This window comes from Gordonia liuliyuniae, from assembly GCF_021738805.1.
GTDB lineage: Bacteria > Actinomycetota > Actinomycetes > Mycobacteriales > Mycobacteriaceae > Gordonia > Gordonia liuliyuniae.
Window position 1 is genome coordinate 115,270 of record NZ_JAKKOR010000006.1, and the last position, 25,561, is coordinate 140,830.

At 66.8% G+C, this 25,561-nt stretch carries 23 protein-coding genes; 8 read left to right on the top strand and 15 right to left on the bottom strand.

Annotated features, from left to right (window positions below; translation table 11 throughout):
- Positions 1 to 25 precede the first annotated feature (25 nt).
- The 6 genes from L5G33_RS08550 to L5G33_RS08575 form a co-directional block, all read right to left on the bottom strand.
- The gene (locus L5G33_RS08550) at positions 26 to 1,204 is read right to left on the bottom strand and encodes a lipid-transfer protein (RefSeq protein WP_236997750.1); all 1,179 of its coding nucleotides are present in this window, start codon (positions 1,202 to 1,204) and stop codon (positions 26 to 28) included.
- Positions 1,204 to 1,623, bottom strand: a complete 420-nt coding sequence (locus L5G33_RS08555) for a MaoC family dehydratase (protein ID WP_308191553.1) — start codon at positions 1,621 to 1,623, stop codon at positions 1,204 to 1,206. The genes L5G33_RS08550 and L5G33_RS08555 overlap by 1 nt, the downstream gene beginning before the upstream one ends.
- A complete protein-coding gene (locus tag L5G33_RS08560) occupies positions 1,620 to 2,636 on the bottom strand; it encodes a bifunctional MaoC family dehydratase N-terminal/OB-fold nucleic acid binding domain-containing protein (RefSeq protein WP_236997812.1) in 1,017 nt (338 codons plus the stop codon). Before L5G33_RS08560 ends, L5G33_RS08555 begins: the two co-directional genes overlap by 4 nt.
- A gap of 52 nt (positions 2,637 to 2,688) precedes the next feature.
- Complete coding sequence (locus L5G33_RS08565) at positions 2,689 to 3,840, bottom strand: acyl-CoA dehydrogenase family protein (RefSeq protein WP_236997751.1); 1,152 nt, start codon at positions 3,838 to 3,840, stop codon at positions 2,689 to 2,691.
- Positions 3,831 to 4,826 (bottom strand): acyl-CoA dehydrogenase family protein, encoded by a 996-nt coding sequence (locus L5G33_RS08570; protein ID WP_236997752.1) that lies wholly within the window; start codon positions 4,824 to 4,826, stop codon positions 3,831 to 3,833. The genes L5G33_RS08565 and L5G33_RS08570 overlap by 10 nt, the downstream gene beginning before the upstream one ends.
- Positions 4,827 to 4,897: 71 nt before the next feature.
- A complete protein-coding gene (locus L5G33_RS08575; RefSeq protein WP_236997753.1) occupies positions 4,898 to 7,042 on the bottom strand; it encodes an acyl-CoA dehydrogenase family protein in 2,145 nt (714 codons plus the stop codon).
- A 126-nt stretch (positions 7,043 to 7,168) separates the two neighbouring features.
- On the opposite strand from L5G33_RS08575, the gene kstR reads away from it, so the two are divergent.
- Positions 7,169 to 7,825: a cholesterol catabolism transcriptional regulator KstR gene (gene kstR / locus L5G33_RS08580; RefSeq protein WP_236997754.1), complete on the top strand. Its 657-nt coding sequence runs from the start codon at positions 7,169 to 7,171 to the stop codon at positions 7,823 to 7,825.
- A 72-nt stretch (positions 7,826 to 7,897) separates the two neighbouring features.
- On the opposite strand, the gene L5G33_RS08585 is transcribed toward kstR, so the two are convergent.
- Positions 7,898 to 8,938 (bottom strand): alpha/beta hydrolase, encoded by a 1,041-nt coding sequence (locus tag L5G33_RS08585; protein ID WP_236997755.1) that lies wholly within the window; start codon positions 8,936 to 8,938, stop codon positions 7,898 to 7,900.
- A 209-nt stretch (positions 8,939 to 9,147) separates the two neighbouring features.
- Between L5G33_RS08585 and L5G33_RS08590 the strand changes: the two genes are divergently transcribed.
- Positions 9,148 to 10,683, top strand: coding sequence for an acyltransferase (locus tag L5G33_RS08590; protein ID WP_236997756.1), 1,536 nt, complete (start codon positions 9,148 to 9,150; stop codon positions 10,681 to 10,683).
- An 84-nt stretch (positions 10,684 to 10,767) separates the two neighbouring features.
- Here L5G33_RS08590 and L5G33_RS08595 read toward each other — a convergent pair whose 3' ends face one another.
- From L5G33_RS08595 to L5G33_RS08605, 3 genes are all read right to left on the bottom strand, one after another.
- Positions 10,768 to 11,673: an SGNH/GDSL hydrolase family protein gene (locus tag L5G33_RS08595; protein ID WP_236997757.1), complete on the bottom strand. Its 906-nt coding sequence runs from the start codon at positions 11,671 to 11,673 to the stop codon at positions 10,768 to 10,770.
- A 168-nt stretch (positions 11,674 to 11,841) separates the two neighbouring features.
- Positions 11,842 to 12,756, bottom strand: a complete 915-nt coding sequence (locus tag L5G33_RS08600; RefSeq protein WP_236997758.1) for a hypothetical protein — start codon at positions 12,754 to 12,756, stop codon at positions 11,842 to 11,844.
- A gap of 202 nt (positions 12,757 to 12,958) precedes the next feature.
- The gene (locus L5G33_RS08605) at positions 12,959 to 15,502 is read right to left on the bottom strand and encodes an ATP-dependent Clp protease ATP-binding subunit (RefSeq protein WP_236997759.1); all 2,544 of its coding nucleotides are present in this window, start codon (positions 15,500 to 15,502) and stop codon (positions 12,959 to 12,961) included.
- A gap of 321 nt (positions 15,503 to 15,823) precedes the next feature.
- Between L5G33_RS08605 and L5G33_RS08610 the strand changes: the two genes are divergently transcribed.
- The 3 genes from L5G33_RS08610 to L5G33_RS08620 are packed head-to-tail and all read left to right on the top strand — an operon-like array spanning position 15,824 to position 19,314.
- Positions 15,824 to 17,377 carry an LVIVD repeat-containing protein gene (locus L5G33_RS08610; RefSeq protein ID WP_236997760.1) on the top strand — a complete coding sequence of 518 codons (1,554 nt, stop codon included), beginning with the start codon at positions 15,824 to 15,826 and terminating at the stop codon, positions 17,375 to 17,377.
- Positions 17,374 to 18,009: a DUF305 domain-containing protein gene (locus L5G33_RS08615; protein WP_236997761.1), complete on the top strand. Its 636-nt coding sequence runs from the start codon at positions 17,374 to 17,376 to the stop codon at positions 18,007 to 18,009. The genes L5G33_RS08610 and L5G33_RS08615 overlap by 4 nt, the downstream gene beginning before the upstream one ends.
- Before the next feature lie 12 nt (positions 18,010 to 18,021).
- Positions 18,022 to 19,314 (top strand): outer membrane protein assembly factor BamB family protein, encoded by a 1,293-nt coding sequence (locus L5G33_RS08620; RefSeq protein ID WP_236997762.1) that lies wholly within the window; start codon positions 18,022 to 18,024, stop codon positions 19,312 to 19,314.
- On the opposite strand, the gene L5G33_RS08625 is transcribed toward L5G33_RS08620, so the two are convergent.
- Positions 19,307 to 20,170 carry an NAD(P)H-binding protein gene (locus tag L5G33_RS08625; protein WP_236997763.1) on the bottom strand — a complete coding sequence of 288 codons (864 nt, stop codon included), beginning with the start codon at positions 20,168 to 20,170 and terminating at the stop codon, positions 19,307 to 19,309. The genes L5G33_RS08620 and L5G33_RS08625 overlap by 8 nt on opposite strands.
- 110 nt (positions 20,171 to 20,280) lie before the next feature.
- Between L5G33_RS08625 and L5G33_RS08630 the strand changes: the two genes are divergently transcribed.
- Positions 20,281 to 20,673 (top strand): winged helix-turn-helix transcriptional regulator, encoded by a 393-nt coding sequence (locus tag L5G33_RS08630; RefSeq protein WP_372476875.1) that lies wholly within the window; start codon positions 20,281 to 20,283, stop codon positions 20,671 to 20,673.
- A gap of 19 nt (positions 20,674 to 20,692) precedes the next feature.
- Here L5G33_RS08630 and L5G33_RS08635 read toward each other — a convergent pair whose 3' ends face one another.
- The 4 genes from L5G33_RS08635 to L5G33_RS08650 all read right to left on the bottom strand — a co-directional run bounded on the left by L5G33_RS08635 (position 20,693) and on the right by L5G33_RS08650 (position 23,484).
- Positions 20,693 to 21,979, bottom strand: coding sequence for a M18 family aminopeptidase (locus L5G33_RS08635; protein WP_236997765.1), 1,287 nt, complete (start codon positions 21,977 to 21,979; stop codon positions 20,693 to 20,695).
- A gap of 5 nt (positions 21,980 to 21,984) precedes the next feature.
- Positions 21,985 to 22,665: a phosphoribosylformylglycinamidine synthase subunit PurQ gene (purQ, locus tag L5G33_RS08640; protein WP_236997766.1), complete on the bottom strand. Its 681-nt coding sequence runs from the start codon at positions 22,663 to 22,665 to the stop codon at positions 21,985 to 21,987.
- Positions 22,666 to 22,673: 8 nt separating this feature from the next.
- Complete coding sequence (gene purS, locus L5G33_RS08645) at positions 22,674 to 22,913, bottom strand: phosphoribosylformylglycinamidine synthase subunit PurS (protein ID WP_236997767.1); 240 nt, start codon at positions 22,911 to 22,913, stop codon at positions 22,674 to 22,676.
- An 82-nt stretch (positions 22,914 to 22,995) separates the two neighbouring features.
- A complete protein-coding gene (locus L5G33_RS08650) occupies positions 22,996 to 23,484 on the bottom strand; it encodes a glutathione peroxidase (RefSeq protein WP_236997768.1) in 489 nt (162 codons plus the stop codon).
- An 80-nt stretch (positions 23,485 to 23,564) separates the two neighbouring features.
- Here L5G33_RS08650 and L5G33_RS08655 point away from each other — a divergent pair, with 80 nt between their 5' ends.
- Both L5G33_RS08655 and L5G33_RS08660 read left to right on the top strand, forming a co-directional pair.
- Entirely contained in the window at positions 23,565 to 24,038 is a 474-nt protein-coding gene (locus tag L5G33_RS08655) for a MarR family winged helix-turn-helix transcriptional regulator (RefSeq protein ID WP_236997769.1), read from the top strand.
- Positions 24,035 to 25,552, top strand: a complete 1,518-nt coding sequence (locus tag L5G33_RS08660) for a DHA2 family efflux MFS transporter permease subunit (protein WP_236997770.1) — start codon at positions 24,035 to 24,037, stop codon at positions 25,550 to 25,552. The genes L5G33_RS08655 and L5G33_RS08660 overlap by 4 nt, the downstream gene beginning before the upstream one ends.
- Positions 25,553 to 25,561: the final 9 nt, after the last annotated feature.

Genomic DNA, 25,561 nt, shown 5'->3' on the forward strand with positions numbered 1-25,561 from the left:
GGAGTGGGATCAGAGGGGAGTGGAATCAGAGGGTGAGGACGAGGCCCGACGTCGGAACGCCGGTTCCCGCGGTGACGATGGCTTTCGACGCTCCGTCGACCTGGTTGACCGAGTCGCCGCGCAGCTGGCGCACGGCTTCGGCGATGCCGTTCATCCCATGGATGTAGGCCTCGCCGAGCTGTCCGCCGTGCGTGTTCAACGGCAACCGTCCGCCCACTTCGAGGGCGCCGGGTTCGGACACGAAGTCTTTCGCCTCGCCGCGACCGCAGAAGCCGAGCTCTTCCAATTGGATGAGCGTGTACGGGGTGAAGTGGTCGTAGAGGATAGCCAGGTCCATGTCGTCCGGACGCAGGCCCGACTGCTCCCACAGCTGGCGGCCGACGAGGCCCATCTCCTCGAGAGCCGGCAGCTCGTCTCGGTAATAGCTGGTCATCATGAACTGGTCGCTGCCGCTGCCCGCGGCGGCGCCCGCGATCGACACCGGCGTCCGGCGCAGATCCTTGGCGCGTTCAGCCGAGACCACGACGATCGCGACACCACCGTCGGACTCCTGGCAGCAGTCGAGCAGGTGCAGCGGTTCGGCGATGTACCGCGACTTCTGGTGGTCCTCCATAGTGATGGGCTTCTCGTAGAAGAAGGCCTTCGGGTTGGTCGCCGCGTGTTTGCGGTCGACGACGGCGATCCGACCGAAGTCTTCGCTGGTCGCCCCGTATTCGTGCATGTAACGGGTGGCGGTCATCGCGACGAATGCGGCGGGCGTCGACAGGCCGTGCGGATAGGAGAACGCGTTGTCGGTGCCCGACGAGTTCTCCTGGTTGGCGACGGCCGCGTTGACCTGGCCGAACCTGTTGCCCGAGCGCTCGTTGAACGCACGGTAGGCCACCGCGACGTCGCAGACACCGGTCGCGACCGCCATCGCCGCCTGCTGCACCGTGGAACACGCTGCCCCGCCGCCGTAGTGGATGCGGGAGAAGTACGTGAGCTGCGGGATCCCGACGGCGCGGGCGACGGCGATCTCCATGTTGGTGTCCATGGTGAACGTGACGAGGCCGTCGACGTCCGCTGCGGTGAGCCCGGCGTCGTCGAGGGCGGCGGTGATGGCTTCGGCGGCCAGTCGCAGTTCGCTGCGACCAGAGTTCTTGGAGAAGTCAGTCGCGCCGATGCCGACGATCGACGCCTTCCCCGACAGTGCGCGGTCAGTCATCACGCGGCATCCTTCCTGGTGAAGACCACAGTGGAGATCACATGCTTACCGAGTGAGTTGGTGCCGGTCACGGCCACCGTCACACGTTCGCCGTCCACGCCCGCGGACTCGATCTCGGTCACCTCACCGGTGAACGTCAACGTGTCGTAGGCGTACCAGGGGACCCCGAGTTTCAATGCGATCGACGCGATCCTCGCCGTCGGTCCGGCCCAGTCGGTGACGAAACGCTCCACCAGCCCGGTGTCAGTGAGGATGTTGACGAAGATGTCCTTGGACCCCTTCTGGTGTGCGAGATCCCGGTCGTGGTGGACGTCCTGGAAGTCGCGTGTGGCGATCGCAGTCGACACCACGAACGTCGGGGTCGCCTCGATCGTCAAGGGGGTGAGTGCTGCGCCCACCGCGATCGTCGGTGCGGTCACTGGCCGTCTCCCTCGCTCGGCGTGAACGCATACAGCGTCCACGCGGGTTCGTCGCCGTCTGCCGGGAAGTCGAGGAACGTGACATCGACGGGCAGCCCGATCCGCACGTCGGCGGGGTCGACGCCGCGCAGCTCGCCGAGCATGCGGACGCCCTCCTCGAGTTCGACGAGTGCGACGACGAACGGCAACGACCGTCCAGGCACCTTGGGCGCGTGGTGGACGACGTGGCTGTACACGGTTCCGCGACCGGATGCGACACGATAGTCGGTGGTCCCGAACTCGCCGTCGTCACCGCGTGGCTTCCAGGTGGCGGGAATCGGCGGGTGTCGCAGCGAACCGTCCGCGAGCTCCTGGATGCGCAGTTCGTGGGCGGCCACGCCCTCCCAGAAGAACGCGGTGTCCCGCGAGGTGGTCGGACGGATCAGCTTCGACGGGTCGAGGTCGGGCGCCGGGTTCTCGGCTTTCGATGGACCGGGCGCGAACTTGAGGATTCGGAAGTTCATCTCGGCGACGATCTCGCCGCCCCCGTCGCCGTCCGGCCCGTTCGTCCGTCTCCACGTGTTCTTCGTGGTGAAGAACCAGCCGTCGCCGAGGGCGGTGTGCTTGGGGCCGACGATGTCGATGAGCTCTGCCGAGAGGGTCACCTCGTCGCCGGGCGAAACGTACCGGTGGTAGACGGTGTCGCAGTTCGTGGCGACGACGGAGGTGTAACCGGCCGCATCGAACAGCGCGGTCGCCCGCCCCAACGGGTCGTCGTCGGTGCGGGCGCCGCGGAGTCCGCGCATCGTCCACACCTGAGCCATGGCAGGCGGTGCGACGATCCCGTCGAGTCCGGCGGCACGTGCCGCGTCGTCGTCGACGTAGATCGGGTTCGTATCGCCCATCGCCTCGACCCAGTTGTGGATCATCGGCCGGTTGACCGGGTCGCGCCCCGCGGCGGGTGCGCTCGCACCCGCCGCCTTGATGGCGTCGGCCGCCGCGCGGATCTCGTCGTCCGTCGAGTCGGGCGTGATCGTCCCGAACGCAGTCGTGTTCGCATTCGTCACAGTCACATTCGTCACGGGGTCACCTCTTCACTCGCGGCAGGCCGAGACCGGCGGTGCCGATCATGTCTCGCATCACCTCGTTGACGCCGCCGCCGAATGTGATGACCGCGTTGCGCTTGGCCATCATGTCGAGCCAGTCGGCGAGGTCGGCGGTGGCCGGATCGGTCAAGTCACCGTGACGGCCGACGATCTCGTCGACCATCCGGTGGATGGTCTGAACGCGCTCGGTGGAGAACACCTTGGTCGCGGCCGCCGACGCCATCGAGATCTCGCCGCTGGAGGCGACCTGCCAGTTGAGCAACTCGTTGAGCCGTTCGTAGGCGTCGATCTTCGCGAGGGTCCGCCGCACGTCCGGTTCGCCGTCGACGTCGTGGGCCTGCGCCCACTGGCGGACCTTGTCCGAGATCCCGCTGATTCGGCCCGACGGGCCGAGCATGACCCGCTCGTGGTTGAGCTGGGTGGTGATCAGCTTCCAACCGTCGCCCTCGTCGCCGACCCGCATCGACACCGGGACTTTGACTCCGCTGTAGTAGGTGGCGTTCACGTGGTGGGCGCCGTCCGCGGTGATGATCGGCGTCCACGAGAAACCCGGATCACGAGTGTCCAGGATGAGGATGGTGATCCCCTTGTGCTTGGGCAGATCCGGGTTGGTGCGGCAGGCGAGCCAGATGTAGTCGGCGTCATGGCCGCCGGTCGTGAATATCTTCTGACCGTCGACGATGTAGTTCTCGCCGGTCTCGTCGAGCACTGCTCTCGTGGTCAGCGAGGCGAGGTCGGTTCCGGCGTCCGGCTCGGTGTAGCCGATCGCGAAATGCACGTCGCCTGCCAGGATCCGCGGCAGGAACATGTCCTTCTGTTCGGCGGTCCCGTATTTCTGCAGGGTGGGGCCAACGGTCTGCAGGGTGACCGACGGCAGCGGCACGTCCGCGCGGACCGCTTCGTTGGTGAAGATCTGCTGTTCGATCTCGCCGAACCCGCGGCCGCCGAACTCCGTCGGCCAGCCGACGCCGAGCCACCCGTCGGAGCCCATCTGTTTGATCACCTTGCGGTACGTGGGCCCGTGGCGTTCGGTCCTCATCGTCCGAGCGTCGTCGTCGCTGATGAGGGTCGAGAAGTAGGTGCGCAGCTCGTCACGGAGCGCGAGTTGATCGTCGGTGAGCGCTATGAACACGCGAGCACCCCCAGAGTGCGGTCTGCGCCGCCGACCAGTCGGGCGAGGTCTTTGGCGATGGAGAAGTAGCGGTGCAGCGGGTACGTCACGTCGACGCCGATCCCGCCGTGCAGGTGCGTCATGGTTCGCATCGTGGCGGGCAGTTCGGAGGCGACGGTGTAGACCGCGGTGGCGAGGTCCGTCGCCGCGTCACGCCCCTGTGCGAGCTCCCATGCGGCCGCGGTCGCGACCAGGTCGAGCGTCGCCGACACCACGTAGACGTCGGCGAGTTGCTGTCCGACGGCTTGGAAGGCGGCGATCGGCTTGCCGAACTGGTTGCGCGTGCTGACGTGCTCGGCGGTGCGGGCGATAGCGCCCGCGAGCAGACCAGACGCGTACGCGGCGAGCAGCGAGCGGTAGACGTCGACGAGTCGCGACACGTCGTCGGCGAGCACACGATCGGCGCGGGCGCCGTCGAAGCGGATCGTGCATTCACCCCACCCCGACGACGAGGTGGTCCGGGTGATCTGCACGCCGTCGGCGTCTGCCGCCACGACCGCGACGCCGCCGTCGGTCGTGACCAGGAGGGCGTCGGCCGCGTCGGCATGCAGGACGCCGGTCTTCACGCCGGTGACGACGCCGTCCGACAGGACTGTGGCCTGCCGGTCGCCGAGCGCCGAACCGGGCTCACCGATCGCGACCGCGACCGCACCGACGTCCGCGCGCACGATCAGTCCGGCGGCCAGTGTTCCGAGCAGCGGCGTGACGACGGCGTCGCGTCCGGCCCGTGTGACGAGCGGGCGCAACGAGTCGACATCGAGGTCGTCACCGCCGACACTCTCCGGCAGCGGCATCACCGGAAAGCCTGCCTCCACGAACGCGCGCCACGCGTCCGCGTCGAATCCGTTCCCGGCGAATCTGCTCTCCCAATCGGGCTCGAGACGTCGCACGACCTCGTCCGCAGCCTCGCCGACGGCCGCAGCCGCGGGGTCCAGGGTGAAGTCCACCCGTGCCTCCAATCTGAATAACTAGAACTTGTTCTATTTGTATCAGATGGAGGGTGTCGCTGGTCACGAGATCAGCCTCGAGGCAGACCTAGAATCCGTTCAGCGGCCGCATTCTTGAGAATCTGCGTGGTACCGCCGGCGATCGACAGACAGCGGTTGAGCAGAAGCAGCTCCGTCGCTGTGGTCGACGCGAGCGCTTCGACGCCGAGCAGATCGGTCGCGAACTCCGGAACGGCTTGGCGATGAACGACGCCGATCAGCTTCCGAACGCTCGACGTGGCGCCCGGGTCGGTGCCCGAGAGACGTTGAACGACGGCGCGCGCGTCCAGCACGCGACCGATGTGGGCGTCGGCGACGATCCCGCCGAGTGCCCGAGTCTGGTCGTCGTCGAGGTCGACGCCGTCGATCTGCGTCAGCAGTGCGTCGACCTCCTTCCCGAGCCCGGATCCGCCCATGGCGACACGCTCGTTGGCGAGAGTCGTCCGGGCCAGTCGCCACCCGCCGTCGATCTCGCCGACGACCATCTCGTCGGGAACGAACACTCCGTCGAGGAACACCTCGTTGAACATCGCACGGCCGGTCAGTTCGCGCAGCGGGCGGATGTCGATGCCCGAGGCTGCCATGTCGACCAGGAAGTAGGTGATGCCCTTGTGCTTGGGCGCGTCGGAGTCGGTGCGCGCCAGGCACACGGCCCACTGCGACATGTGCGCCTCCGACGTCCAGATCTTCTGCCCGGTGAGCAACCAGCCTCCGTCGGTCCGCACGGCCTTGGTGCGCAGCGACGCGAGGTCCGATCCAGCTTCGGGCTCACTGAATAGCTGGCACCAACGGATGTCGCCCGCGAGCGTCGGTGCCACGAACTTCTCGCGTTGCGCGTCGGTCCCGTGCTCGAGGATCGTGGGCAACGCCCACCCGGCGATGACGAGATCAGGCCGGACGACGCCGACGCGGTCCAGCTCGGCGTCGATCAGCAGCTGCAGAGCCGGCCCCGCGCCGAGGCCGTAGGGCTCCGGCCAATGTGGGGCCAGCAGTGCGGTCCGCGCGAGCGCCGCCCGCTGCTCCGCTTCGGGGACCGCGGCCACCTCGTCTGCGGCCGCCGCGATCTCCGCTCGACGGGATTCCACGGAGTCGAGGTCGAGCGAGAACTCACGGCGCGCGCCGTCTCGTCCCAGTTGCGCGAGCTCGGTCCGCGCCGCCTTCCCCTGCCCGAGGATCATGCGTGCCGCCAGCGCCGACCGCAGGTACAGGTGGGCGTCGTGCTCGAAGGTGAATCCGATGCCGCCGAGGACCTGAATCGCGTCCTTCGTGTTGGCGGGGGCCAGGTCGGCGACGAGGACCGCGGCGGCGAGCCGACTCAGCCGGACCTGTTCGCGGTCGCCGGAGTCCAGCGCGGACGCCAGGTCCCAGGTCGCTGCGGCGAGTTGCTCGCTGCGGCACAGCATGTCGGCACAGATCTGTTTGATCGCCTGGAACGACCCGATCGGCGCGCCGAACTGGGTCCGCACCTTCGCGTAGTCGACCGCGACATCGAGCGCATGACGGGCGACGCCGGCCTGATAGGCGGCGATGCCGAGCGTGAGCACCGCACCGAAGGACTGACCGTCGACCAGATCGACGATGGTCGCGTCGTCGACGCCCGACAACCGCACTCGACGCGGGACAGCGGTCCCATCGAGCGGACCGGCCATCTCGGCGACATCGGCCGTCACCGTCGCAGCGTCGATCAGGCACCAACGAGAGCTGCCGTCGTCAGCGGTGAGCGGCGCCGCGATCCACGCGTCGTCCACCCATCCGGGCACCGGGCCGAGGTCGACGACGCCGTCGACGGGCGTGAACGGTCGTCCCGAGGCGATCGCGGCGGCCGGAGCCACCACGGGCCGCTCGCCCGCGAGCAGTGACGGCGCGTGGGGCGACTCCTGCTGGGCGGCGGCGTACGCCGCCGCGACCGACACCGCGAGCGGCCCCGGCACGAGCGACGAACCGCAGGCCTCCAACATCACCGCGACGTCGACGAGAGTCCCGCCTGCGCCACCGCGAGAATCGTCGACGGCAGCCGCGAAGATCCCTAGTTCGCCGAGCTCGACGAATAGCCCGCGCCACGACGGGCCCGCCCCGTCGACGTCGGCCCGCACCGCGTCGACCACGGCTTTCGCTTTCGCCCACTCGGTTACACTGTCGTACACAGCAAGTTGGTCGGATGAGGTGGCGATTGTCACGGGTGTTTCCTCTGCGTTTCTGTTGGTGCGGCCAATTAGAACCTGTTCTAATGACACCTAGGGTGTACACCATCCAAGTGCCGCTGCCAACCAGCGACCACCCGACATCCGAGGAGGACGCCGCACATGGCAGGTACGGCCAGCACCACGAGCGAGAACGACGCACCGGCGGCGCCGCCCGTCGCCACCCCGACTTCGGGCGCCGAGGTCGGCTCGGCCGCCCAGCGGGAGCGACGCCGTCGCATCCTCGACGCGACGCTCGCGCTCGCATCGAAGGGTGGCTACGACGCGGTTCAGATGCGTGCTGTCGCTGAGAAGGCCGATGTGGCCGTCGGCACGCTCTACCGCTACTTCCCGTCCAAGGTGCACCTTCTGGTGACCGCGTTGGCTCGCGAGTTCGAGCGCGTCGAGGGACGCGTCGACCGAACCCAGCTGCCGGGCGACGACGCGATGGAACGTCTGCGTCATGTGCTCAGCATGATCACCTACTCGATGCAGCGGGACCCGTTGCTGACCGAGGCCATGACGCGCGCATTCATGTTCGCCGACGCCTCGGCCACGGCCGAGGTCGACCGCGTCGCAGGCACGATCGACCGGCTCCTCGCCGGCGCGATCCTCGACCCGTCCGACCCCGGCGAGCCGTCGGAGCAGGACTTGGCGATCGCCCGAGTCATCTCGGACGTGTGGATGTCGAACCTCGTCCAATGGCTCACCCGCCGTGTCTCGGCGACCGACGTCACGAACCGAATGGAACTGACCGTTCGGCTACTCCTCGACAAGTAGCCGACATTCCAGCAGACGGCGCCCAGCAGACGGCGCCCAGCTGACGGCACCCAAGTGACCGGCCCCAGGCCGTCAGGCAGGGGCGCTGAGGTCCTTCGCGATCGACGGCCACGTCGTGTGCAGGTCACGCTGCCAGTACTCCCACGAGTGAGTGCCGGTCGGTCGAGTGGTCACCGTCGAGTCGACGCCTGACTTGTCGAGAGCCTGCTTCATCTGCTGAGTGCAGCTGTTGACCACGGCCTCGATAGCCCCTCCCATGAGGACCTGATCAAGGAGGACGGCGGGGTCGCCGTCGATCAGTCGCGCACTCGGCACGTCGTACCGGCCGGGCAGCCCGGTGCCGCTGGTCATGTACACCTTGACGCCTTTGAGCTTGTCGGCGTGCAGGTACGGGTCGTTCTCTTTCCAGCCCGGGCCGTCAAGCGGACCCCACATGTTGGTGACGTCGCCGCGGCCGCGGTCGCCGACCACGGTCCGGATGTACGCCTGCCCCAGCGGGTCACTCGTGCGGGCGCACCCGCTGTACGCGGCGACGGAGCGGTAGAGCTCGGGCGCGGCGATCGCGAGGTTGAGCACCGACGTTCCCGACATCGAAATGCCCGCGATCGCGTTGGCGCCGGTGGTGTCGAACGCCTTGTCGACGAGCGGCGGCAACTCCTGGGTGAGGAACGTCTGCCACTTGTTGCGGCCGAGCACCGGATCGTCCTTCTGCCAGTCGGTGTAGTACGAGAACGCGCCGCTGTTCGGCGTGACGACGTTGACGTGCTTGTCGGCGAAGAACGCCTTGTAGTCAGTCTTGGCCTTCCACGTGGCCGAGTCCTCACCACCGCCCGCACCGTTGAGGAGGTACAGCACCGGGGCCGGGCGCGCCCGGTCGGTCGGTCGCAGCACGGTGAGCGAGATGTTGCGCCCCATCGACGCCGAGTACACCTCGAGAAGCGCCTCGCGCGGCGTGACGGCGGTGGTCGAGATGATGCGGGACGGCAACTGCGCCGTCGCCGGGACGCGCGGCGTCGTCGACGACGGCTCGGCGAACGCGGTGCCCGCTCCCGAGCACGCCGCGACAGCAACAGAGAGTGCGGCGACCCCACGCACGACAGACACTCGCATCATTAACCCCACCAGCCTCACTAGAAACATCTGTCCCAGCAGTCTAGCGTGCCCGGACGTGATTCGGGAATCGGAAGCAGCGCCCCAATCCCGGCAACACGCCGTCCTCCGACCATCGCGATGCGGAAAGTCACCCGCCGGGCGAGTAGCCTGCCTACAGTCACCAAACGCGCCCGCGCGCGCCCCGAAGGACGAGACGGACCGCTACACCTATGTCAGATAAAGCAGGCGACCTCACCGAAGAGAAGGTCGAGACCCCGGTACAGGCCAAGCCCGCCAAGAAGGACCGGCACCTCTACCAGATCGACTTCGTCCGTCTGGTCACGTTCGCCGGAGTGATTCTCGACCACGTGATCTTGGGCATGGTCCCGTACACGGCGGTCGTCGCGCAGGGCGTCGGTCTGATGCTCCGGTACACGCGCTACTGCTTCTTCGCGCTCACCGGCTTCGTGCTGACCTACCAGTACCGCAACCGCGAACTGCACGCTCCGACGTTCTGGCGCAAGCGGTACAAACTGATCGGCCTGCCGTTCCTGGTCTGGTCGCTCTTCTACTGGTTGAAGAAGCACTACGACCACGGCGGCATCGACGGGGTCACCCAGATCTTCTCGAGTGCCCACGACATCGGGCTCGCAGTGAAGAGCATCGGCTACGACCTCATCACCGGCCATGCCGCGTATCACCTGTACTTCATGTCGGTGAGCATGCAGATCTACCTGGTGTTCCCGGCCGTCCTGTGGATGATCAAACGGACGTGGGGCTATCACCGCTACCTGCTGGCGCTCAGCGCGCTCATCCAAGCGTGGTTCATGTACCAGATGGTGCGCGGCGCTCCGACAGCGTTGTTCGAGTCGGGCGTCCTGGGTGCGCTGTGGCGCTACCTGCCGGTGACGATCCTGCCGTACCAGTTCTTCATCTTCGCCGGCTGCCTGGCCGCCTACCACTTCGACGCGTTCACCGGCTTCATGAAGCGGTGGCGCTGGTTCATCGTGGGCGCGGGCCTCGCCACGATCATCACCACGCTGGTCTACTTCGCCCGCAAGGCGAACATCGCGACCGGTATGGAAGATCCGGCCGCCGGCACCGAGGAGATGTTCCGTGCGACGAACGTCTTCATGCTGCACAACGCGTTCGCGCTGCTGTCGATCATCTGCATCCTGTACATCCTGGGCACCGTATGGCAGTCGCGCCGGACTCCGGGCTCGGTTCCGGACACGATCCTGCGCAAGGGCTCGGACCGGTCGTACGGCATCTATCTGGCGCACGTCTTCGTGCTGTCGGAGGTCATGAGCACGACGCGTCAGTGGATCAACCTCAGCCAGTTCTGGATGATCTTCTTCACGTATCTGATCACCATCCTCCTGACGGTGGCACTGGTGGAGACGTTGCGCCGCAGCCCGGTCAGCCTCATCACGACGGGCCGGGAGCGCGAGGACTGGCGTCAGCAGCGCCCCTTCGAGTCGGCTCTCGTCGCCGCCGGCGGCATCGCGTTCGGTCTCGCCCTGCGCTTTTGGGGCAACACATCGATCGGCTCGCTCATCGCCGCGATCAGCGCGCTGCTCCTCTTGTCGGCTGCGGTCGTCGCCTACCGCCAGTTGTCGGAGACGCGCGAACAGCGTGCCGCCGACATCGCGACGGCCCTCGCTGCGGACGCACCGTCCCAGGTCAACGAACTCGACGACCCAGTCACCGACGCACCGATCGACCAGGACGCGGAGTCGTCGGTGGACCCCAGTCCGCGGGTCTGACGGCGCATACGTCTCGTCCGCCGATCTGTTCCACTCTGTGGTCCAGATCGGCGGACGAAGTTCTTTCCAGGATTGTTCGGCGTCTCAGCGCATCGCGTTGATGACGAGATCCGCGACGCCGTCCTTGCCCGACTCGGTCGGATGGTACGGCGGAGTGCCGGGGAAGCCTTGCAGCCAAGGATCGGCCGAGCACACGGTGTGCGCCTTGCCCGCCTGGGACGGCTGGACGAGGACCGAGCCGGTCGCGCGTGCGGCCTGCGCGGTGGCTGCGGCCAACGAGTCTGCGACGAGTCCCGCTTCGACGATCTCCCACGGCGCCAGCGGCAGCTTCGGGCAGGCGACGTCAGCGACGGACACCACCGGCGGATAGTCGACGAAGACGACCTTAGCCTTGGGCGCGCGGGCTTTCACCGCGCGCACCATCTTCTCCATGCGGCGCTCGACGGAGACGAACGATTCGGTGACCGGGGCGGGCGACGGCACCCGGTTGGCGTTGCAGCGCAACGGACGCTTGCCGGTCATCGCCAGGTTCACACAGCTCTGCACGCCGAGCCGGCCGATGTAACCGACGTCATTGCCGCCGGTGGTGATGGTGACGACGTCCGTGCCGGATGTGACGGCGTCGATCTGCGCGGGCTTGTGGTACCTCTTGGACGGCCCGAGGATCTCCGACGTCGTGGACCCCGCGCAGGTGACGTCGACGAGCCGGTAACCGAGGGCGTCGGCGACCCGATTGGGGTAGTTGTCTTGACTGCGGCCACAGTTGTTGGGACCGCGTTTGTTCGACTCCGGGCCGGACGCGAACGAACTGCCCATTGCGACGTATCGGGGCTTGTCGGCCGGTGAGTTCTTGGCCGCCATCAACGGTTCGGCGACGGCGGCACCGTCAGCGTCCCGCGCAGTCGCGATCGCCACGCCGAGGCCCGCCACGATCGCCATCGTGATGACGACGATCAGGACGCGCGACAATGGGATTCGAGACGAGGACATGAGTTGTAGTTTCACATAGGAACCTGTGAACATCACGAATCTGCTGGACCTCTCGCGTGTGATGTTCGACCAGCACTCGAGACCACACACACTTTCGTCCGAGAGTTGAGACCACCGAGTGGTCCGAACTCTCGGACGAAAAGAGAATCAGTGGCGTCGCGCCGAACGTCAGCCCTGGGGAGGACCGTAGTTCGGCGGCTGCTGACCGTAGTTCGGGCCCTGCGGCGGCACCGGCGGGAAGCCGCCCTGCGGCTGGCCCGGAGCAGGCTGACCCGGCTGCGGCTGGCCGAAGCCCGGCTGCTGGGCGCCGAACTGATGCGGAGCGCCGACGCCCGGCCCGGCAGGCCGCGACGCGGTGCCGAACTTCTCGGGAGCCACCGTCATGAGCACAGCGAGCGCCCCCACCACGAGAGCGACCAGGGAGAACACCAGGATCAGCCACAAGCCGTAACCGGCGCTGGCTTCAGCTCCGCCGCCGTCCATGTCGCCCATGTCTCCGCCGAACGCGCCGAGCGGGTCGGCGACGAACACGATCGTCGCGAGCGTCGTCGCCAGACCCGCGACGGCGACGATGATCGACCCGATACCGGGGAACCGACGAGCCGCGATCAACGCACCACCGATGATGAGCAGGACGCCGAAGATGATCGTCCAGACAGCGGGCGAGCCCGGTCCGTCGTCTGCGCCTTCCGCGAATCCTTCGTCGGCACTCGTCCTCACGTCGTCCGCGATGGAGTCCGGTATGCCATCAGGCAGGTCGACGTCGACGTCGGTCGCATAGCTGCCGACACCGTTGACCGACAATTCCATGTTCATCGACATCGTGCCTGCGCCCGGAATCGACTGCGACGACGACACGTTGACCGACAACCAGTTCAGGAAGCTGAAGATGATCAGCAGAGCGCCGACGACTGCGGCACCGACACCGACCAGCAGACTCTTCTTGTTCGGCGCGGCCGTCGGGGCGAGGATCGCCCGTTGCACGGACGGCTTCCCGTTCTGTCCTGCCGTCACAGGCGCACCGGGAAACGGCGGCTGCTGCCCGAAATTGGGCGGCAGCTGGTTCGGCGGTCCGTATGTCATGGTTCGTCTCCCGACTCGTTGATCACGATCGGCCGGATAGGCCGGATCTTTCGCAAGTGAATCCTAAACATACGAACGGTCGTCCACACAGATCGCCGTCATTTGTTCGGGACACTGCCAGCCCCGCCGGCCGGACACGACGAACGGCCGACGGGATGTACCCGTCGGCCGTTCGTCGTAGATCGCTACCGAGTCAGATCGCCTAGGCGTCGTCGCCGGAGCCGACCGACTTGGTCAGCTCGACCGCGTCGTCCGGGATGTCGCGCGGCTTCTCCGAACCGGTGAAGGTGAAGTTGGCGTCCTCGCCGTCCCCTTCCCCGTCCCAGTTCTCGACGTCGACCAGGATGATCTGGCCCGCCTTGACCTCCTCGAACAGGATCTTCTCGGAGAGCTGGTCCTCGATCTCGCGCTGGATGGTGCGACGCAGCGGACGCGCACCCAACACCGGATCGAAACCACGCTTGGCGAGCAGACTCTTGGCCTTCTCGGTCACCTCGATCGCCATGTCCTTGTTCTTCAGCTGCGTCTCGACACGGGCGATCATCAGATCGACCATCTGCAGGATCTCGTCCCGCTTCAGCTGGTGGAACACGATCACGTCGTCGATGCGGTTCAGGAACTCGGGGCGGAAGTGCTTCTTCAGCTCGTCGTTGACCTTCTGCTTCATCCGCTCGTAGTTGTTGCCGCTGCCGTCGTCGTTGCTGAAGCCCATGCCGACGGCCTTCGAGATGTCGCCGGTGCCGAGGTTGGACGTGAAGATCAGCACCGTGTTCTTGAAGTCGACCGTGCGCCCCTGGCCGTCGGTGAGACGACCGTCCTCGAGAACCTGCAACAGCGTGTTGTAGATCTCCGGGTGCGCCTTCTCGATCTCGTCGAACAGGACCACCGAGAACGGCTTGCGGCGGACTTTCTCGGTCAGCTGCCCGCCCTCGTCGTAGCCGACGTATCCCGGAGGGGCGCCGAACAGACGCGACGCGGTGAACCGGTCGTGGAACTCGCCCATGTCGATCTGAATGAGCGCGTCGTCGTCGCCGAACAGGAAGTTCGCCAGCGCCTTCGACAGCTCGGTCTTACCGACACCCGACGGGCCGGCGAAGATGAACGAGCCCGACGGACGCTTCGGGTCCTTCAGACCGGCGCGCGTGCGACGGATCGCCTTCGAGACGGCCTTGACGGCGTCCTCCTGGCCGATGATCCGCTTGTGCACCTCGTCCTCCATGCGGAGCAGACGCTTGGTCTCCTCCTCGGTGAGTTTGAAGACGGGGATACCGGTCCAGTTGCCCAGGACCTCGGCGATCTGCTCGTCGTCGACCTCAGCGACGACGTCGAGGTCGCCCGCACGCCACTGCTTCTCGCGCTCGGCGCGCTCGGCGACGAGCTTCTTCTCCTTGTCGCGAAGGCTGGCTGCCTGCTCGAAGTCCTGCGCGTCGATCGCCGACTCCTTCTCCTTGCGCGCGTCGGCGATGCGATCGTCGAACTCGCGCAGGTCTGGCGGAGCGGTCATCCGACGGATGCGCATGCGCGCGCCCGCCTCGTCGATGAGGTCGATCGCCTTGTCCGGCAGGAACCGGTCGTTGATGTACCGGTCGGCCAGCGATGCGGCAGCGGCGAGCGCACCGTCGGTGATGGACACCTTGTGGTGCTGCTCGTAGCGGTCGCGGAGACCCTTGAGGATCTCGATGGTGTGCTCGACCGACGGTTCACCGACCTGGACCGGCTGGAAACGACGCTCCAGCGCCGCATCCTTCTCGATGTACTTGCGGTACTCGTCGAGCGTGGTGGCTCCGATGGTCTGCAATTCGCCGCGAGCCAGCTTCGGCTTCAAGATGCTGGCAGCGTCGATCGCGCCCTCGGCCGCGCCCGCACCGACGAGCTGATGCAGCTCATCGATGAACAGGATGATGTCGCCGCGGGTATTGATCTCCTTGAGGACCTTCTTGAGGCGCTCCTCGAAGTCGCCGCGGTACCGGCTGCCAGCGACCAGCGAACCCAGGTCGAGCGTGTACAGCTGCTTGTCCTTGAGTGTCTCCGGGACGTTGCCCGCGACGATCGCCTGCGCGAGACCTTCGACGACGGCGGTCTTGCCGACGCCCGGCTCACCGATGAGGACCGGGTTGTTCTTGGTACGACGCGAGAGGACCTGCATGATCCGCTCGACCTCTTTCTCGCGCCCGATGACGGGGTCGAGCTTGCCCTCCGACGCCGCGGTCGTGAGGTTTCGGCCGAACTGATCGAGGACCAGGGACGTCGACGGAGTGCCCGAGTCGGACGAACGTCCGCCGGTGCCCGCCGTCTCCGGCTCCTTGCCCTGGTATCCCGACAGCAGCTGGATAACCTGCTGACGGACCCGGTTGAGGTCGGCGCCCAGCTTGACGAGCACCTGCGCGGCGACGCCTTCGCCCTCGCGGATCAGGCCGAGCAGGATGTGCTCGGTGCCGATGTAGTTGTGGCCCAACTGCAGCGCCTCACGCAGGCTCAGCTCGAGGACCTTCTTGGCGCGCGGGGTGAACGGGATGTGACCGGACGGAGCCTGCTGGCCCTGGCCGATGATCTCCTCCACCTGACTGCGCACGGCCTCGAGCGAGATGCCGAGCGACTCGAGCGCCTTCGCTGCCACGCCTTCACCCTCATGGATGAGGCCCAACAGGATGTGCTCGGTGCCGATGTAGTTGTGGTTGAGCATCCGCGCTTCTTCTTGCGCCAGGACGACAACCCGGCGTGCGCGGTCGGTGAACCGTTCGAACATTGTTCTCCCTCGATAGCTTGCGCCCCGGTCGTTGCCGCGCAGCCGCGGCAGAGTATGACGACCAGCCCTACGTCCACTCTAGTGGTCGCAGCGAGCCGACCGCGCATTACTCCGGTCTCGGGCGGATGCCGTCGACCACGATGGGGGTCTGAGGTTGACAACGCTGCACGCAGGAATGATGTTCCCGGCCGTCTACGCCGTGAGCGAACGTCACTCAACGCAGCGGCAGCGCGACCGGATTTCCCTGAACAGGCCGCGGACCACGAGTTCTGCGTGTTACTTTGCGGCACACCATAATCATCCGGACTGCGGGGACTGGCCATGGCGCGTGCACGGACTTCCAAGGGGCGTTTCGCCGCCGTCATCGCGATCGGATCAGTGATCGCATTAGTCGGTTCGACGGCGGTCGCGCCCGCCGCGAACGCCGCCAACCACTTCTTCGGAGACATCTCCGACGTCGCCGTTCCACGGGCCGAGTGCGGCGCGGGATCGCGCCCCGAACGCGCCCTGCAGGGCCAGGTCACCGCCGAGGACCGCAACTCGGGCCGCTCGCGGCGAGGGTACGACTGCAACCTCACGCAGGTCGGCAACGTGCGCGGTGCGGGCGGCGGGATCGTGTCTGCGACATACGATCACTGCAGCTACACGGGCAGCCTGTTCCCGGGGAACAACCTCGTCCGCCAACCCGGCGTGCAGGTGGTCGACGTCGCCGATCCGAGTGCGCCGAAGGTCGTCGACTCCCTGACTGCGCCCGCGATGCGCGGCGGCACTTGGGAGACGCTCAAGGTCAACAAGAAGCGGAAGCTCCTCGCCGCAACCTCGGTTCCACTGCTGTGGGGCGGCGGGTATTTCGCCGTCTACGACATCTCCGACTGTGAACACCCCCGCCTGCTGAACCACGGCGCGGGGACGGCGACACCGCTGCCGTTCACCTCACACGAGGGCGGCTGGTCGCCCGACGGCCGCACCTACTGGGCGTCCGGGGTCTTCCCCGGGCATCTCAGCGCCATCGACGTCTCCAACCCGTCGTCGCCGCGCGTCATCTGGCAGGGATTGCACAGTTTCCTCGGCCACGGTTTCGGCATCTCCCCGGACGGGAACCGGATGTACCTGTCCAACATGGCGGGCGTGACGGTCCTCGACATCAGCTCCGTGCAACGCCGAGCGCGCTTCCCGCAGGTCAGACATCTGGCGGCCTATCTGTGGCCGGACGGCCAGCTCAATCAGCATTCGATTCCGGTGACGTACGACGGTCGGCCGCACATCATCACCGCAGACGAAGGCGGGTCGGGCGGCGTCAAGGTGTTCGACGTGACGAGGGTGAACAAACCGAAATACGCCGCGCAGATCAAACTGGAGATCAACCTCCCGGAGAATCTCGACTCGAATCTTCGCGACTCGATGGGCAACAGTCTCTTCAGCAGCAACCCGCACTACTGCGCTGCCGACCGCCCCGACGACCCGACGACGCTCGCCTGCTCCTGGGAGTCGTCGGGAATCCGCGTCTTCGACATCCGCGATCTGACGAAGATCCGAGAGATCGCCTACTTCAACCCGCCCGCGCAGAAGAACTCGACCATCGCAGACCTGCCGAACTCGGGGCACGTCCTCAGCTCGATCATCGGCGTTCCCGCGATCGAATTCCTGAGTCTGGGCATGTCGATCGTCAACGGCAAGGCCAAGCTCAACGACGCGCTCGGGCCACGCTCGGGCATGGTCGTCGGCGGCGACATGTCCACCGACTGGTGTTTCTCGCCGCCCGAGTTCCACGGCAGCCAACTGTGGACTACGTGCTCCGACGGCGGGTTCTACGCGTTGCGGTTGAGTCCGTCCGTTTACACCCCGCCCGCAGATCAAGAGTCCGTCTCGGGATGACACGTGCGTCCACGATCGCGTGCGCCGTCCTGCTGGCGCTCGTCATGGCAGCTGCAGGCCTTTTCGGCGGCATCGCCTGGGAGAACCATCGCGCCGAAGAGAACTCCCACGAACCGAACGCCGTCGACATCGGGTTCGCCCAGGACATGAGCGTGCACCACGATCAGGCGATCCTGATCGCGAACACCGTGAACGCCGACGTCGCACCGGAGGTCAAGGGGCTTGCCGACCGAATCGCCGCGACGCAGGCCGCCGAAGCGGCGACCATGCGCGGATGGCTCGACTGGTTCGGTCTCCCGCCAACCTCGGACCGGCCCATGGCGTGGATGCATCCCGGCGACCACGATCATGAGCAGACGACCGTCGACGACGACGAGCCGCCGATGCCGGGACTGGCGAGCACCGACGAGCTCGCGCGACTGTCGGATGCGCGGGGCACCGCCGCGGAGGTCCTGTTTCTGCAACTGATGGTGCGGCACCACCGTGGCGGCATCGAGATGGCGACGGCCGCTCAGAACTCCGATACCGCGTCGGCGCCGACCCGACGGCTGGCGCTGTCGATGATCACCGAGCAGGGCGACGAGGTCGGACAAATGACGCTTCTCCTGCGCGCCCGCGGCGCGACCGCGTGATTGACTGACCGTATGCCGATCCAGACCCGTTCCCGCCTCCTCCCGCTCGGCATGGGCACCGTCGCCGCCCTCGGCTCGGCCGCCCTCGTGATCACTGCGGGCCTCGTCCTGGGTCAGCCGGCCGAGGACGAGATCGCCGGAGGTCACGGCGTTCTGCACGGCTACGCATCGGCGCCGGAGACGGCATGGACCCTCGACGAGCAGTCGCTGCCCGGGCTCACCGGCGACGGGGACATCGAGGTCGCCGACACCTCGGGCGACGACTGGCTCGTCTCCTATACTGCGGGCATCCGACGGGTGTATGTGCTCGTCGACGCCGACACCGGCGCGTCTCGGTGGGACGCCCCCGTCAACGCCGGATTCGGCGCGTGCGCGTTCGACGAGTCGGGGGACATCGGCTGCGCGGTGCGGACCCGGACCGACGGACCCGACAACGGCTTCTTCCTCGTCGACCGCGAATCCGGACATTTGGAGCCGGCGTCGCGTGGCTCGGACACGGCCGACCTCGTCGGCATCGGCGCCGACTACATCCACGTGAACGACAGCGGGTACGGGGTGTCCCGCCGCTCCCCGTCGGGCGACGAACAATGGAGCCGCACCTTCGCATCGTCGGCGACGCCGGCCGTCTCCGACGGCGTCCTCGTCGTCACGACCTCGGACGGGGCTCGGTTCGTGCTCGACCCGGCGACCGGCGAGGACGTCGTCGCCTGCCAGGACTGCGAGGTGACGACATATCCGACCGGCCTCGTCGTCTCGCGCAGCCACGACGGCACCACCACCCTCGACTTCTATCGCGTCTCCGACGGTGTCGTCGACCCCGATCGGACCCGGAGTGCCGACGGCTTGCAGGTGGTGCCCGGCCCGTCGACGCTGCCCGTCGTGACCGCGGCGGGCGACACCGTCCTCGAGTCGCACGGCCGCTACCAGATCCTCGACCCGGGAACCGGCCGCGCTGTCTGGGAGGTGGCGGACGCCGAACTCTCGAAGGTCCACACCCGCCCGTGCGGTCCACAGGTGTCGTTCGCCCGGAAGGACCGCTCGCGCGTGTTCTTCACGCTCGCCGACGGCGCGCGGGTCGGCGAACTCCCCGAGCCCGCGCTTGGCCATCCGGAGGCTGATATCGACATGCTGTCGTGCGTCGGAGCCTCCGACGAGGTCGCGGTCTTCGGCAACGGAAGTCAGCTGACGGCATTCCGTCCGTCCACCGGCGACCAGGCGTGGACATTCCCGATCAACGGTGACGCGTCCGTCATCGACGGCCGCATCGTCCTCGTCCAGGGCTCGACGCTCAGCGTGCTCAGATAGCGCTCGCCGCCCGGATCACGTCGGCGAACGGCGTCTGCGCGGCTCCGCCCCGCAGATCGTCCAATTCGGTCGACGACGAGTCGAGTGCGCCTGCGGCCGCGCCCGCGTCCGAATCAGACACGATCTCCGCCGCCTCCTCGGGGAGGCCTGCGGCGAGCAACGCCGCCTTGTAGTCGGCGGCCGGAAGGTCCTGGTAACGAACGGTCGTGCCGGCGATCTCGCCGAACACCGCGGCGATGTCGGCGTATGTCAGATGCCGGGATCCGGCGAGCTCGTACACGCGGCCGGTCTCCGGCGCGATGATGGCTGCGGCGGCCGCGTCCGCAAAGTCGGCACGCGCGGCAGGCGCCACGGTCGCCGTGCCCGCCGATCCGTAGAAGACGCCACCCTCGACCGCTGCTGCAGCGGACGCCGCATAGTTCTCCGAGTACCAGCCGTTACGCAGGATCGCGTGATCGACACCGCTCTCGGCGAGGTACGCCTCGGTGTCCCGGTGTTCGTCGGCCAGGAGCAGCGGCGACGTATCCGCGCCGAGCAGGCTCGTGTACGCGATGAAACCAACTCCTGCCGTCTTCGCCGCGTCGACGACATTGCGGTGCTGCGGGGTGCGCCGCCCCACCTCCGACCCCGAGACGAGAAGGAGCCGGTCCACTCCGGCCAGGGCCGCGACCAGGGTCTCAAGCTGCTCGTAGTCGGCGATGCGGACGGTGACGCCGGACTCCGCGAGCGGAGCCGCCTTCGCCTCGTCGCGTGCGATCGCGACGATGTCGCTCAGGGAGACGCCGCGGGCGATGAGTGCGGCGATCGCCGCACCGCCGAGGCCGCCCGTGGCGCCAGTGACTGCATAAGTGGTCATGAGGTTCTCCTACGATCGGTTGAGTTATCCCCACAATCGTGCACTTACTATTTTGATAGTGCAAGTGATTTGATCAGCACGCGCACAATCGTAGGTGTAAGATGGCGGACATGACAGCCTCAGCCCCGTCCGACGACGTCGACCCGACGTTGGAGCCGGACGTGTTCTCACGCGCCTGCGCGTCGCGCGGTGTGTTGCAGGACGCGACGAGCAGGTGGGGCCTGCTCGCCCTGGTGGCACTGCGTGAGGGCGAGCTTCGTTTCAGCGCTCTCCGACGTCGCGTCGACGGTGTCAGCGAACGAATGCTGTCGTCGACCCTGCAGTCACTCGAACGGGACGGCTTCGTCGTTCGCGAAGTGCTGCAAGCTATTCCGCCGCGAGTCGAATACTCGCTCACTGAGCTCGGAGCCGATGTCGCGGAGCGACTGGACGGGCTGATCGACCTCGTCGAAGGTCGTCTCCCCGACGTCGAGAAGGCGCGCGAAGCCTACGACGCAAGATAGGTCGAACAGCTCTGTCTGATCAGCGAGAAGGACGCTCAAAGAAGGCGCGCAGGGCCTTCGAGTACATGACGACGTCGTCGACGCCCATGAGTTCACGGCAGCTGTGCATGGCGAGCTGTGGAGCGCCGACGTCGACGGTCAGCAGTCCGGTGCGCGTCGCGGTGAGCGGACCGATCGTCGAACCGCACGGCAGGTCGGCGCGGTGCACGTACCGCTGCAACGGGACGTCGGCGTCACGGCACGCCATCGCGAACTCAGCTTCGCCCGTCGCATCCGAGGCGTACCGAAGATTCTGATTCACCTTGAGGACCGGTCCGCCGTTCACTGCGATGCGGTGGCCGTGCTCGTGCCGGTCCGGATAGTTGGGGTGCGTGGCGTGCGCCATGTCGCCGGATGCGCAGACACTGGCGGCCATGACCTGCAGGAACTCATCCCGACCGCCGCCGTTCACGGCCACGAGCCGTTCCAACACGGTGACGAGGAAATCGCTGGAGGCCCCGCGTTCGGAGCCCGACCCGACTTCTTCATGGTCGAACAGCGCGAGCACGGCGACGGTGTCGCTCCGCTGTGCGTCGAGGAGCGCCCGCAGGCCCGAATAGCAGGTGCCCTGGTTGTCCAGTCGCGGTGCGCTGAGGAACTCTCCTGCACCGCCGATGATGCGTGACGGTGTCACGTCGTGCGCCATGAGCTCCCAGCCCAGGACGGCGGCCGGATCGACTCCTGCGCGCTCGGCGACGGCCGTCATGATCGAGGCCGTCTCGTCCAGGCTCCACAGCGCGTCGACGTGCCGCTGCGGGTCGAGATGTACGCCTTTGCGGTCCTCGGACAAATGAATCGCGAGTTGCGGAACACGCAGGATCGGTTCGTCGATCTCGACGAGCGTGTGCGCGACGGACGCGCCGTCGGCGTAGGCGATCCGTCCGGAGAGTCCGAGGTCGCGGTCGAGCCACGAGTTCAGCCAGGCTCCTCCGTACGGCTCCAACGCGACTGTCGACAGTCCGGCGGCACGACGGTCCGGATACTGCTTGAGACGAAGATTGGGACTGTCGGTGTGACCGCCGACGATACGGAACGGCAGGTTTCCCGGCTGCCGGAACGAGTCGACGACGGACGCATCCCACGCGATGATCGATCCGCCGCGCACCACGTAGCCGCGCCGAGCGTCACCGGACCACGGACGGTCCTCGAAGACTCGCGTGTAGCCGGCGTCATCGAGCGTCGCCGCGACCGTCGCACACACATGGAACGGCGACGGCGAGGAGTCGATGAACTCGCCGAGCCCGACCGCACTCGCCGTCGTCGTCATACCGATCAGACGGCGGCGACGACCGCGTCGAGTGCCGAGTAGAAGAGCCCGAGACCGTCGTCGGACGGCCCGGTCAGCGCCTCGATCGAATGCTCCGGGTGCGGCATGAGGCCGACGACGCGACCGTTTGCGCTCGAGATTCCGGCGATGTCGAGTTGCGAGCCGTTCGGGTTGTCGCCCGCGTAGGTGAACACGATGCGCCCCTCGTCCTGCAGTTCCTTGAGGGTCTCGTCGGACGCGACATAGCGCCCCTCCCCCGACTTGAGCGGAATCAGGATCTCGGCGCCCGCGTCGAAGCGGCTCGTCCATGCGGTCACGTTCGACTCGACGCGCAGCCACTGGTCGCGGCACACGAAGTGCAGTCCCAGGTTGCGGGTGAGCGCGCCCGGCAGCAGGCCGGCTTCGCACAGGATCTGGAAGCCGTTGCAGATCCCGAGGACCGGCATGCCGTTCGTGGCCGCGGCGACGACCTCACCCATCACGGGGGCGAACTTGGCGATGGCCCCGGTTCGCAGGTAGTCGCCGTACGAGAAGCCGCCGGGGACGACGATGGCGTCGACGCCCTTCAGGTCGGCGTCGCCGTGCCACAGTTCGACGGGTTCGCCGCCCGCGAGGCGAACCGCGCGCACCGCGTCGACGTCGTCGAGGGTGCCGGGAAAGGTGATGACTCCGATACGTGCGGTCATATCCGCCGTCACTCCGCCGCGCGGGAGACGGTGAAGTTCTCGATGACCGTGTTGGTCAGGAGATCTTCGGCGATGCGCTCGAGGTCGGTGTCGCTGACCGCGTCGTCGACCTCCAACTCGAACCGCTTACCCTGCCGGACGTCTGCGACGCCGGCGAATCCGAGACGCCCCAGCGCGCCGACGATCGCCTGCCCCTGCGGATCCAGGATCTCGGCCTTGGGCATGACATCGACCACTACACGTGCCATCAGGCAACCGCTCCTTCGGTGAGAAAGTCCTACGGCCGTATCGTACCCGGCCGCAGGCCTTTCACCGGCCGCGGGCGGCGAGTCAGAGCGCGGCTTCGATCGCCGACACCACTTCGGGTGCGTCGGGCTCGGTGCGCGGGCGGAACCGAGCGATGGCCCCGCCGTCGGAGGAGACAAGGAACTTCTCGAAGTTCCACTGGATGTCGCCTGCCTCGCCGTCGGCGTCGGGCGTCTCGGTGAGGGCTGCGTACAGCGGGTGCCGGTGCTCGCCGTTGACGTCGGCCTTCTCCAGCAGCGGGAAGCTGACTCCGTACGTGGTGGAGCAGAAGGTGGCGATCTCGTCGGCCGTTCCGGGCTCCTGGCCCATGAACTGGTTGCACGGCATACCGACGACGGTGAGGCCCTTCGGGCCGTAGTCCTTCTGCAGTTGCTCGAGCGCGGTGTACTGCGGAGTGAGCCCGCACTTGGACGCGACATTGACTACGAGGAGCGGTCCGGGCAGGTCGCTGAGGTTAAACGGAGTTCCGTCGAGAGCGTTGACCGGGATGGACTTGATGTTGGAGTGACTCATACCCCACACAGTAATCAGCGTGAGTAACCTCACGGCTAATTGTGTTGCAGCAATAGTTGCGTGCCCGTAAGTTCTCTCAGGTGCCTGCGATCAATGACATCGACGAATCAGTGAGTGCGACGAGCGCTGTCCTGTTTCGTTTCCTCGACACCCTCGCATGCCAACAGAGCGCCCGCACTGCGGATTCGCTCGCGGCGACGGACATGACCCTGTCCCAGCTACGCATGCTCTTCGTCCTACATCGGGAGAACGAAGCCGTCTCAGTGAACACGCTGGCCGACGCCGTCGGACTGTCGCTCGCGGCGGCCGGTCGCGGTGCCGACCGGCTGGTCGGGCTCGAACTCGTCGATCGACGAGAAGACCAGGAGGATCGACGGGTGAAGCGCCTGTCACTCACCGACAAGGGCCGCGCACTGTTGGACGAACAGTTCACCCAGCACGCGGACGATCTGACCGACGTGGTCGCCACACTGCCAGAGGATTTGCGGAACACCTTCCGCAACACTCTGTCCGACGTTCTCACCCACCTCTCACCAGAGAAAGTGACCTCATGACTTCATCCGTCTCGGCCCCTGCGCCGGACAAACTCGGCCGCGATGTGTTCATCGTCGCCGGTGTGGTCGTCCTCGGCGCGATCATGTCGATCCTCGACGTGACCGTCGTCGGTGTCGCACAGAACACCTTCGCGGAGGAGTTCTCGTCCTCGCCCGCCAGCGTCGCATGGTCGATGACCGGGTACACCCTGGCGCTGGCCGCGGTGATTCCGATCGCGAGCTGGGCGGCATCCAGATTTGGCACCCGCAACGTCTACCTCGTGTCGCTGGTCCTGTTCCTGATCGGCTCGGTGCTGTGCGCGATGGCCACCAGCATCGGCACCCTGGTCACGTTCCGCGTCATCCAGGGTCTCGGCGGCGGCCTGCTCATGCCGATCGGCATGATGATCATGACTCGCGCAGCCGGCCCGGCTCGCGTCGGTTCGGTCATGGCCGTCCTCGGCATCCCGATGCTCCTCGGTCCGATCGCGGGCCCGATCCTCGGCGGCTGGCTCATCGAGGTCGCCTCCTGGCACTGGGTCTTCCTGATCAACATCCCGATCGGCATCATCGCCATCGTCTACGCGTGGTTCGCTCTGCCGACCGACAAGGACACCGTCCGCCCGTCGATCGACGGCATCGGTCTGCTGCTGCTGTCGCCCGGCCTCGCCCTGTTCCTGTTCGGTGTCTCCTCGAGCGCTGAGGAGCAGACGTTCGGCGCACCCAAGGTGTACATCCCGATGATCATCGGCGCCCTGCTCATCGTCGCCTTCGTCTTCCACGCGCTGCGCTCCAAGAACCCGTTGCTCGACCTGCGACTGTTCAAGAACCGCACCATGCTGGTCTCAGTGCTCACGATGGTCACGTTCATGATCGCGTTCTTCGGGTCGTCGCTGCTCTACCCGCAGTACTTCATCGGGGTCCGCGGCGAGACCACCCTGATCGCCGGCCTGCTGCTGGCGCCGCAGGGGCTCGGCGCAATCCTGACCATGCCGATCGCGGGCAAGATGACCGACAAGATGGGTCCGGGCAAGTTCGTGCTCGGCGGCCTCGTGCTGCTCGTCATCGGTGTCGGCGCGTTCGTCTTCCTTGGCCCCGACACGTCGTACCTGTACCTGTGCGGCGCGCTGTTCATCCAGGGACTCGGTATGGGCATGACGATGATGCCGATCATGTCGGCTGCCCTCGCCACGCTGAAGCCCGAGCAGGTCAACGACGGCTCCACCCTGGTGAACGTCGTCCAGCAGACCGCGTCGTCGATCGGTTCGTCGGTGATCACGGTCATCTACACCGGACTGTTGTCGGCAGGCGCAGGCTTGGCGATCACGTCCCACGTCGCACCCGACCGGGTTCCTGCGAACATCCCGCAAGGCGTGCTCGACCTCGGCTTCGACGACGCCGCGTCGGCGTTCGCGACGACGTTCATCGTCAGCACCGTCCTCGTCGCACTGACGATCATCCCGGCGATCTTCCTGCCCCGCAAGAAGATCGCACCTACCGAGGGCGTCGAGGCTGCCCCGGTCATGGTGCACTGACACGTCCAA